General features: G+C 59.0%; 9 protein-coding genes and 1 pseudogene. All 10 read right to left on the reverse strand.

All coding sequences use genetic code 11. From position 1 onward, the window contains the following. Window position 1 precedes the first annotated feature (1 nt). On the reverse strand, window positions 2-439 hold the full coding sequence (locus tag E6W33_RS20050; RefSeq protein WP_136419092.1) for a CBS domain-containing protein: 438 nt from the start codon (window positions 437-439) through the stop codon (window positions 2-4). Window positions 440-487: 48 nt separating this feature from the next. Beyond that, window positions 488-1,084, reverse strand: coding sequence for an HdeD family acid-resistance protein (locus tag E6W33_RS20055; RefSeq protein WP_247869715.1), 597 nt, complete (start codon window positions 1,082-1,084; stop codon window positions 488-490). Window positions 1,085-1,137: 53 nt separating this feature from the next. After that, the gene (locus E6W33_RS20060; RefSeq protein ID WP_136419093.1) at window positions 1,138-1,359 is read right to left on the reverse strand and encodes a hypothetical protein; all 222 of its coding nucleotides are present in this window, start codon (window positions 1,357-1,359) and stop codon (window positions 1,138-1,140) included. Between the two features lie 50 nt (window positions 1,360-1,409). Continuing rightward, window positions 1,410-3,089 carry a S8 family serine peptidase gene (locus E6W33_RS20065; protein WP_136419094.1) on the reverse strand — a complete coding sequence of 560 codons (1,680 nt, stop codon included), beginning with the start codon at window positions 3,087-3,089 and terminating at the stop codon, window positions 1,410-1,412. A 22-nt stretch (window positions 3,090-3,111) separates the two neighbouring features. Then, window positions 3,112-4,152 (reverse strand): PHB depolymerase family esterase, encoded by a 1,041-nt coding sequence (locus E6W33_RS20070; protein WP_136419095.1) that lies wholly within the window; start codon window positions 4,150-4,152, stop codon window positions 3,112-3,114. Window positions 4,153-4,257: 105 nt separating this feature from the next. Further along, window positions 4,258-4,665 (reverse strand): response regulator, encoded by a 408-nt coding sequence (locus tag E6W33_RS20075; RefSeq protein ID WP_136419096.1) that lies wholly within the window; start codon window positions 4,663-4,665, stop codon window positions 4,258-4,260. Between the two features lie 213 nt (window positions 4,666-4,878). After that, on the reverse strand, window positions 4,879-6,957 hold the full coding sequence (locus E6W33_RS20080) for a 3-hydroxyacyl-CoA dehydrogenase NAD-binding domain-containing protein (protein WP_136419097.1): 2,079 nt from the start codon (window positions 6,955-6,957) through the stop codon (window positions 4,879-4,881). Between the two features lie 157 nt (window positions 6,958-7,114). Next, complete coding sequence (locus E6W33_RS20085) at window positions 7,115-8,329, reverse strand: ABC transporter substrate-binding protein (RefSeq protein WP_168798700.1); 1,215 nt, start codon at window positions 8,327-8,329, stop codon at window positions 7,115-7,117. 242 nt (window positions 8,330-8,571) lie between these two features. Beyond that, window positions 8,572-9,186, reverse strand: a complete 615-nt coding sequence (locus E6W33_RS20090; RefSeq protein WP_136419099.1) for a gamma carbonic anhydrase family protein — start codon at window positions 9,184-9,186, stop codon at window positions 8,572-8,574. Window positions 9,187-9,190: 4 nt separating this feature from the next. Continuing rightward, window positions 9,191-9,283, reverse strand: a pseudogene (locus E6W33_RS27615) (ABC transporter ATP-binding protein); the annotation flags it as partial.

Consider the following 9,283-nt stretch of genomic DNA (forward strand, 5'->3'; position numbering starts at 1 on the left):
TTCAGCGCTCGCCGCGAATATAGTGCTCCAGCTGCTCGATGATGAATTTCTGCTCGGAGATGATGTCCTTGACCAGGTCACCGATGGAAACCAGGCCGACCAGCTTGCCGTCAGCCATCACAGGAAGATGGCGCAGCCGGTTTTCCGTCATCAGCGCCATGCATTCTTCATTGGTCTGTTCCGGGCGCACGTACATTACCGGAGAACTCATGATCGCGCGTATCGGCGTCTTGTCGGACGATCGCCCCATGAGCACGACCTTGCGCGCATAGTCGCGCTCGCTGATCACGCCCACGAGTTTCTCGCCCTCCATCACCAGCAAGGCGCCGACCGCGCGTTCGGCCATCTGCTTGACCGCATCAAGCACGCTCGCATCCGGCGAAATCGTGAAAACGGTCTTCTGGGGTTTTTCCTGCAGAATGTGTGCAACGGATTTCATGGCAACCTCCCTTTGAAGTCAAGCATGGGCCAAGACGACACTGGCTCCTTATGGATGCGCAGCCGATATGCGACGGTCCGGCATCACCCTTCTGTCACCCTGCGTGCCTGTGCTTCTCGTCCGCAAGCGGATCGAAAGCGCCAACAGCAGCACACCGGTGACCACGGCATAAAGGCTGATCCACCAGATCAGCGCCAGCGCGCCGGCACCGGGAAAAAGAAACACAAGCGCGCCGAAAACGATTGAAGCAATTCCGCTCAAGACCAGCATCCACTCGCCGCGAATCACCTTGCGCAGGCGAATCGCAGTGGCGATATCGAGTATGCCGCCGACCAGGGCATTTGCGCCAATGACCAGGACGAAGATCAGCGCAGTCAGGGTCGGGTGCATCACGGCGATTACGGCGGCGCCGATGCTGGCCAACCCGAACAGCAGTGGCAGCCACCAGTCCTCATCGTGCTTCCGGTTCTGCACCGCGCCGACCAGGGAGACCACGCCGGCAAGCAAAGCATAGGCTGCGAACAAGGCAACCAGGCTCAGCAGGGTCACGCCGGGCATCATCAACGCGAGCAGACCGAACGCAAGGGCAACAATGCCTCGCAGCGCAAACACCCACCACGAATGCAATGCCATATTGCTCATCATCGTACCCTCCTTCCGGATAAATGTCACACTGCCATCATGGGCATTGCGGGCCATCATGATGTGATTTGATCAATCTCCAGCTTTGCGTGTTCAATGCTGTCGGTGCGGGCAGCGACGAAATGGAAAAACCCGGGAAAGATCTTCCTGCGCACCCTGACCGTGATGCCGCGTTTCGCGATTTCGTAGCCGCCGTACCAGACATCTCCGTTTCCAACCATCGGTATGGGAAATATCGTGTAGCCCTTGTACTCCAGATGTTCATCGTTGTCGTTCATGTTGCATTCCATGGCGAAGAGCCAGGGAAACCTCATTCTCAGCAGCATCACTATGACGTCCCGCGCTTGCGCGCCTCCACCACTGCCTTGGCGGCGTTCACCTTGCCGTGCCCGAACCAGTCGCAATGCCCATTGCCATCGTATTGGCCCCGATTTCCGCCAAGCACAATGTCGGAGTCGGTATCGGCGATCTTGTCCGCGGTCGATTGCAAGATATCCTTGACTTCATCCGCGCTGAGACGGGAGTTGGCGGACAGCACCAGCGCCGCGACACCCGCCACCAGAGGCGTGGCGCTGGACGTGCCGCCAAAGCGCCCGGTGAAACGGCTATGCGCGGTAAAGCCCGAGCCGAAAGCTTCGTTGTCGGTGGTCCAGATGCCGCGTCCCGGCACGAACTTGCGGGTATCGCGCGGATGGAAGTTATTGCTCGGAGCGCACACACTGATTTCCCGGCCCCAGTTGCTGTAGGCGGCGTGCCTGTTCATGCTGGTCGACGCCGCCACCGCAACCACCTTCGGATGTGCCGCAAAGCCGTTCAGGATCGGCCCGGTGGTACGCCGCAAGGCCCCCGATCCATAATCCAGCCACAGAAAGCCGCCGGCATTGCTCAGATCCTTGACCGGCGCATCGAAATTGGCCGCGGCAAAGCAGATCACGCAGCCCTTCCCGCGCGGACCGCCATGCATGGCCAATTGCGTCAGGGCATTGTCCACCGCGCTTGCAAGCGGCGCGAAAACCGGCGGCGGTCCCCAGCTGCAGGAGATGACATCGGCCTTCTGTCCCACCTCGTTGAAGATCTCGATCAGCAAGTCGTCATCCGCCGCAAGAGGAAAACGGACCGGCATGAATGCGCAACCGTGCGCGACGCCGACCACGCCGCGTCCATTGCTTTCCGCGATAGCGACGCCCGCGCACGGTGTTCCGTGATAGTCGTCGTGTTCTGCTTCCGGGAAAGGATTGGCATCGCCATCCACATAATCCTTCGGCGAAACGATCTTGCCCGCACCATCGAAATCCGGATGGGAAAGATCGAATCCATCGTCGATCAGGGCCACCACGATGCTGCGCTCGCCGCGCGTGACATCCCAGGCTTCCGGCGCATGCACGGACGCCTCGGCGACGAGCTGGACGCCATTGCTTGCATTCAAATGCCATTGGCGCGGAAACAGTCCGTCCGAGGGAATGAAGGCCGGCATGAAGCGGTTCACCATGTTCGGCTCGGCGGACGTCACGATCTTTTCCTCGGCCAGGCGGTTGGCGAGCTTGATCGGGTTCTCTCCCGCTTCGGTAGTCACTTGCAGCAAAAAGGTGTGCTGTTGACCGCCATATTCCTTCAACACTCGCAGCCCGTATTTCTCCAGCAGCTTGTCCACTTGTTCATGGGTGGCATTCGCCGCAAAGCTGACGATGATGCGGTCGGTCAGGTAATAGACCGTGCCCTCGGAATCCTTTGGCCGATAAGCATGGTGTGCGATGCTCTTGAACGCCTCGGACCGCACCGCGTCCATCGCGGAATCGCGCTCGGTCATGGTGGTTTCGACCTTGAATACTTCGTTGGTCAATGGATTGATTTCATGCACCCCCGGCGCCGTGCGCAGCTTCTCCAGCTGTTGCGGGCTGGACGGAATCACCGTAAAGCGATCCGTCTCCTTTTCCAGCTCGATTTTTTTGCCGCCGCGCCAGACGTATGAACCGAGGTCAGCAGTGTGTGATGAAGGTGCGTGTCGCATGTCGGTCTCCTTGAGTCACGGCTCATGGCCGGTCCAGCCCCCAGAAACGAACGATATGGAAACTGGAACAGATGCCGGAGGCAAGAATGAATGGCGCGGTCTTGCCGCATTGCGCGTCGCCATTGCCCGGATCGACAGGCGTGCCATGTCCCATACCGTTGATCAGAAAAGTTTCGACCATCGCATTGCCGTTCTGGTCCTTGTACACCTTGTGCGCATGGCCGTTGATCGTCTCATCCACCACAGGCGTCTGGTTCAAGCCATGCACATTGGTCCACTGCTCCATCAGTTCGACGGCGTCCTTGGGTTGCACGGTGGTGTCGCTGCTGCCGTGCCAGATGGACACGCGAGGAAATGGTCCTGCATGATTCGTCGCGGCGCGCACCAGGCCGCCCCATTGCACCGGCGTCAAATCCTTCTCTGGTGCCAGCGCCTGTCCGAACAGGCCGCACTTTTGCTGCGCTTCGGATTCGCTCGTCGCACATTTGTACGGTATGCCTGCAATGATCGCGCCCCCGGCAAATACTTCCGGATACACCGCCAGCATTACCGCAGTCATGCCACCGCCGGCGGACAGGCCGGTGATATAGATGCGCTGCGTATCCACCTGATGGTCGGTTTTCATTTTCTCGACCATTTGCCTGATCGACATCGCCTCGCCCTGATCACGCTGGATATGTGCCGCATCGAACCATCGGAAGCACTTGGCCTGATGCACCTCTTCCTGCGGCAGCAGCAACGCGAAGCGGTACTTGTCCGCAAACTTGATCCAGCCGGTTTCGTCGTCATACGCGTCAGCCTTCTGGGTACAACCATGCAGCGCCACGACCAGCGGACGGGATGCGCCGAGCTGTTGCGGCAGATATTTGAACATGCGCAGCTTGCCCGGATTCTGGCCGAAGGAAGTCACCTCGGTAAGCTTGCTCAGCTTGCCTGGCCAGTTTCCCCACGCAGCAGCAATGGCGGGCACCAGCAGCAACAGGAGCAGCCAGAAGCGGGCGCGCCGCTTCCCTGCCGGCTTGCCAGACGAACGCGTCTTTAAGCGTGGAATTGCAGTGATCATCTCCGCCCCGCGATTGACTGTTCAGTCTATGCACCGCGCTGTCTGGCGGTTTGCGGTAGATCACGGGCGCTGATCAGCACGCCATCATCTGCACGGCTTCTGCGTTCACGCGACGCTGGCAGCGGCGCTGCGATAGGATTTCAGAAGCTTGCTGATACGCAGCGACAATTCCCACCGGTCCACCGGCTTGTTGATGAATTCATCCGCGCCGCAGCTCAACATGCGTTCATGCGCGGCGACATCCTCCAGGGCAGTTGCCAGGATGACGGGGATCGCACGGGTTGCGGGATTGTGTTTCAACCAGCGCGTGACTTCGAAGCCATCCATGTCGGGCATCACCAGGTCCAGCAGGATCAGGTTGGGCTGCTCGGTCACCGCCAGCGCCAGCGCCTCTTTGCCATTGGTGGCGCTGAGGGTCAGATAGCCTTCTTCCCTGGCAAGGTCTTCCAGCAGTTTGCGCTCATGTTCTTCATCATCGACGACCAGAATTCTGGCAGGGACCGGACTTTCCATGGTGCGCACCTCCTCCTTGCTGTTCCGAATCCGGCACCGTAAAACGGCCTGTATTCATGTTAGCAATCGCGGGGCATTTGACCAGATCTGTTTGACAATTCGTCTTCAGCAAGCAGAAGCGGAAAGAATTCTGCGCGGGAACTGAGAACACGCGCCGAAAACAAAAAAGCCCGGAGGAATTCCACCGGGCTTTTCGGGAGAGCAGAAACGCGATCAGTTGAAAGTCTTGCCTTCGGCTGCGAGTTTTGCCAGCAGCTGAGCCGGTTTCCAGGCGACGCCTTGATGGCCCTTGGCATATTTCTCAATCGACATCATCACGTTCTGCAAGCCGACGGTGTCGGCGTAGAACATGGGGCCGCCGCGGAACAGCGGGAAGCCGTAGCCGGTCAGGTACACCATGTCGATGTCGGAAGCGCGCATCGCAATGCCTTCCTCCAGAATGTTCGCGCCTTCGTTCACCAGCGCATACACCAGACGCTCGACGATTTCCTGATCGCTGATCTTGCGGCGCTCGATGCCGAGATCGGCCGAGTGCTTGATGATCATGTCATTCACCACTTGCGAAGGATAGGGCTTGCGATCGCCGGGCTTGTAGTCGTACCAGCCGGCGCCGGTCTTCTGGCCGAAGCGCCCCATTTCGCACAACAGGTCGGCAGTCTTCGAATAGGTGACTTCCGGCTTCTCGATGTAACGGCGCTTGCGGATATACCAGCCGATATCGTTGCCGGCCAGGTCGCCCATGCGGAACGGGCCCATTGCAAAACCGAATTTCTCGATCGCCTTGTCCACCTGCTCGGGCAGGCAGCCTTCTTCCAGCAGGAAGCCGGCCTGGCGGCTGTACTGCTCGATCATGCGGTTGCCGATGAAGCCGTCGCACACGCCGGAGACAACGCCGGTCTTCTTGATCTTCTTCGACAGTTGCAGCGAAGTCGCCAGCACGTCCTTGCCAGTCTTCGCGCCGCGCACGATTTCCAGCAGTTTCATCACGTTGGCCGGGCTGAAGAAGTGCAGGCCGATCACGTCCTGCGGACGCTTGGTGAAGCTGGCGATCTTGTCGACGTCCAGCGTCGACGTATTGGATGCCAGGATCGCGCCCTGCTTCATCACTTCATCCAGCTTCTTGAACACCTGCTCCTTGACGCCGATGTCTTCGAACACGGCTTCGATCACGATGTCGGCCTGGCCGATCTCTTCGTACGAGAGCGTGCCCTTGATCAGGCCGACGCGCTGCTCGAACTTCTCGGGCGTGAGCTTGCCCTTCTTCATCGTGTTTTCGTAGTTCTTGCGAATCGTCGCCAGACCCTTGTCGAGCGCTTCCTGCTTCATTTCCAGGATGGTGACCGGGATGCCTGCATTGGCGAAGTTCATCGCAATGCCGCCGCCCATGGTGCCTGCGCCGATCACGGCAGCCGACTTGATGGGGCGCGTCGGCGTATCTTCCGGAACGTCCGGCACCTTGGTGGCTGCGCGCTCGCCGAAGAATGCGTGGCGCAGTGCCTTCGATTCGGTGGTCTGTACCAGTTCCACGAACAGGTCGCGCTCGAACTTGATGCCATCGTCAAACTTCATCGTCACTGCGGCGGCAACAGCCTCGACGCACTTGAGCGGCGCCGGGAACGGGCCTGCCATGGCTTTGACGGTGTTGCGGGAGAATTGCAGGAAGCCTTCGTAATTCGGGTAGTCGATCTTGATGTCGCGGACCTTCGGAAGCGGGCGCACATCGGCAACCTTGTTGGCGAACGCCACGGCGGCTTCCATCAGGTCGCCTTCGGCCAACTGGTTGAACAGTGCGGTCTTCGCCAGCTTTTCGGACGGGACCGGGGTGCCGGAAACGATCATGTTGAGCGCCATTTCGAGCCCCACCACGCGCGGCAGGCGTTGCGTGCCGCCGGCGCCCGGGAGAATGCCCAGCTTGACTTCCGGCAGGGCGATCTGCGCGCCCGGCGCAGCAACGCGGTAATGGCAGCCGAGCGCCAGCTCAAGGCCGCCGCCCATTGCGACGCTATGGATCGCTGCGACTACCGGCTTGCTGGACGTCTCGATGACGTTGATCACAGTATGCAGCGACGGCTCGGCCGATGCCTTGGGCGAATTGAATTCCTTGATGTCCGCGCCACCGGAGAATGCCTTGCCGGCACCGGTGATCACGACTGCCTTGACGGCGTTGTCGCTCAGCGCCTTCTTCATGCCTTCGACGATCGCGCTGCGCGTGGCGTGGCCCAGCCCGTTGACGGGCGGATTGTTGAGCGTAATGACGGCTACCGCGCCGTTAACCTTGTATTCGGCAGTCATATCTCTTCCTTTTAAATTAGATGTGTAGGGACGCTGAAGCGGGTTTTGAATTGTTCGAGTGCCTTACTATACCCCAAAATAGAACGATCGTATTATTTTTACGCAAAAAAATCCGGCACGCCTTGGAACGTGCCGGATAGCTTGTCTGCAATGCTCTTTATTGCGCTTTCAGGCGCAGTAGCGCGCCGCGTTTCTGGTCGTCAGCATAGGCGTAATCCACCCGCCCTGCCGACACCACACCCATCAGCAACATGTTTTGCGTGATTGCATCGTGGTCTTCCTTCGAGAAGGGATGGCTGTAGCTGGTAATGACGCCCTGATACCGGCTCTTGAGATTTTCCAGTGCCTCCTTGATCCGGGTTCCGTCGGTCGAATTGGCCTGGCGCAGCGCGAGATACAGCAGGTGCATGCCGTCATAACCTTGGGCGGCGCTCATTGGCGACGCAATCAGACCGGTCTTGAAGGTCCGCTTGTAGGCCAGCAGAAAACTGTTCTTGCTGCTGGAACCGAGATCCTGGATGAAGGTTTGCGGCATCAGGGCGCCCTCGCCCGCCTTGCCGGATTGCTCGATGAAATTCCGCATCGAAAAGGTCCAGCTGCCCAGCATCGGAACCTTCCAGCCCAGCGATTCCTTGTTGCGCGCGATCACCGCCAGTTCCGGACCGATTCCCCATACCACAAGGGCATGCGCACCACTGCCCTTGGCATGCCTGACCTGCGCGCCCATGTCCTGCTCACCGATCTTGAAACGCTCCACGGAGCTTACCTCAACGTCCGCCAGCTTGGCCTGCTCCTGGAAGGCCTTCAGGCCGGCATCACCATACGCGGTGGTGTCGGCCAGTACCGAAACCTTGCCCAGTCCCTTGCGTTTGAGATCGGCCACTACCACCTTCGCTTCCAGATCGAGCGTCGGGGAAATCCGGAAGATATAGTTTTCCGTGGCTGCCGGCGGTGCATACTTTTTCGTGAGAGAGGTGCCGGTCGACACCGCAATCAGCAAGGGAATCCGCGCCTTCTGATAGACGTCGATCGAAGCAAGGCCGACGCCCGTATTCACGATACCGATCGCGGCAACGACCTTCTTTTGCGTGAACTCCTCGGCAATTTTCGCGCCGATGTCATTATTCGCCTCATCGTCGCGTTCGATCAGTTCGACTTTCCGACCGTTGATGCCGCCGATGTTATTGATCTCTTCGACAGCAAGATCGATGCCGTTGCGCATGCTCACGCCCATCGGGCTGGAACCGCCGGAGAATGGACCGGATACGCCTATTCTGAGCGGCGCATTGTCCGCATCCTGAGCAAAACAGATTATCGGGGCAAACGAGATTGCGCAGAAAAACAAGGCACGACAGCGACGCGTGGGCCACATGGTTTGTCTCCTCATTGAATAGTATTGCCGTAACGGCCATCCTCTGATCGGGGATGTTGCGAAATAGCGGTCCGCGCAGTATTCAGCCCGCCGGGCGCGAGCACAAGCGCACAACTGCGTAGATTCGAATCAGTGTAACTACCTAGAACAAGGCGCTACAAGATAAAGATATGAGGGCGAACGGTGAATTTATTTCAAGGCTGGTGGCAGCCAGTGCGCTGCGCGGCAGGACTGGATAGTCTTCAGTCCCGGGAAGTGGTGTGCGTAGCGCCAGGCTCGGGAATGTCGACCGACAGCGCATTCAGCCGCTGCATCTCCGCCATGATTTCCGCAGGAATTTCCGGGCGCGCCCACTCCCTGTACTGACCCGCGGCATAGGCAAGCGCATTCTTGTAATACATGAATGCGTTGAGGCGGTTGCGCACGAAATTGTTTTGCGTACGCACCACTTTGCCGGGTGTCCCCATCACGATCGAGTTGGGCGGAATGACAGTACCTTCCTTGAGGAAGGTGTGGCCGGCAACGATACTGTTCTCGCCAATGACGCAGCCGTCCATAATGGTCGAATTGATGCCGATCAGGCAGTTATCGCCGATCGTGCATCCATGGATGGTGCAGTGATGCGTGATTGAACAATGACTTCCGATGATGGTCGGCGTGGAGTCGCCGATATGCAGCATCACGAAGTCCTGGATGTTGGAAAATGCGCCGATCACAATTTCCTTGTGCTCGGCGCGCGCGGCGACGTTGATCCAGATCGATGCGTTCTCCTCCACCGTCACCTTGCCATACAAATGCGCGGTGTCGTGCACGTAGGCCGGCTTGCGGAGAACGACATCGGGACCGATCACTGCCATGCCGTCACACTTCCAGCCATTCCTTGCGCACGTTGGCATTCTTGCGCAAGTCGTCCGGCGTCCCTTCAAACACGATGGATCCGTGGCCCATCACATA

This window comes from Herbaspirillum sp. ST 5-3 (assembly GCF_004804275.1).
In the GTDB taxonomy this organism is placed as follows: domain Bacteria; phylum Pseudomonadota; class Gammaproteobacteria; order Burkholderiales; family Burkholderiaceae_D; genus Noviherbaspirillum.

Coding starts and splice junctions, on each gene's coding strand:
- E6W33_RS20050 (WP_136419092.1), bottom strand. CDS start 439: ATGAAATCCGTTGCACACATTCTGCAGGAAAAACCCCAGAAGACCGTT.
- E6W33_RS20055 (WP_247869715.1), bottom strand. CDS start 1,084: ATGATGAGCAATATGGCATTGCATTCGTGGTGGGTGTTTGCGCTGCGA.
- E6W33_RS20060 (WP_136419093.1), bottom strand. CDS start 1,359: ATGAACGACAACGATGAACATCTGGAGTACAAGGGCTACACGATATTT.
- E6W33_RS20065 (WP_136419094.1), bottom strand. CDS start 3,089: ATGCGACACGCACCTTCATCACACACTGCTGACCTCGGTTCATACGTC.
- E6W33_RS20070 (WP_136419095.1), bottom strand. CDS start 4,152: ATGATCACTGCAATTCCACGCTTAAAGACGCGTTCGTCTGGCAAGCCG.
- E6W33_RS20075 (WP_136419096.1), bottom strand. CDS start 4,665: ATGGAAAGTCCGGTCCCTGCCAGAATTCTGGTCGTCGATGATGAAGAA.
- E6W33_RS20080 (WP_136419097.1), bottom strand. CDS start 6,957: ATGACTGCCGAATACAAGGTTAACGGCGCGGTAGCCGTCATTACGCTC.
- E6W33_RS20085 (WP_168798700.1), bottom strand. CDS start 8,329: ATGTGGCCCACGCGTCGCTGTCGTGCCTTGTTTTTCTGCGCAATCTCG.
- E6W33_RS20090 (WP_136419099.1), bottom strand. CDS start 9,186: ATGGCAGTGATCGGTCCCGATGTCGTTCTCCGCAAGCCGGCCTACGTG.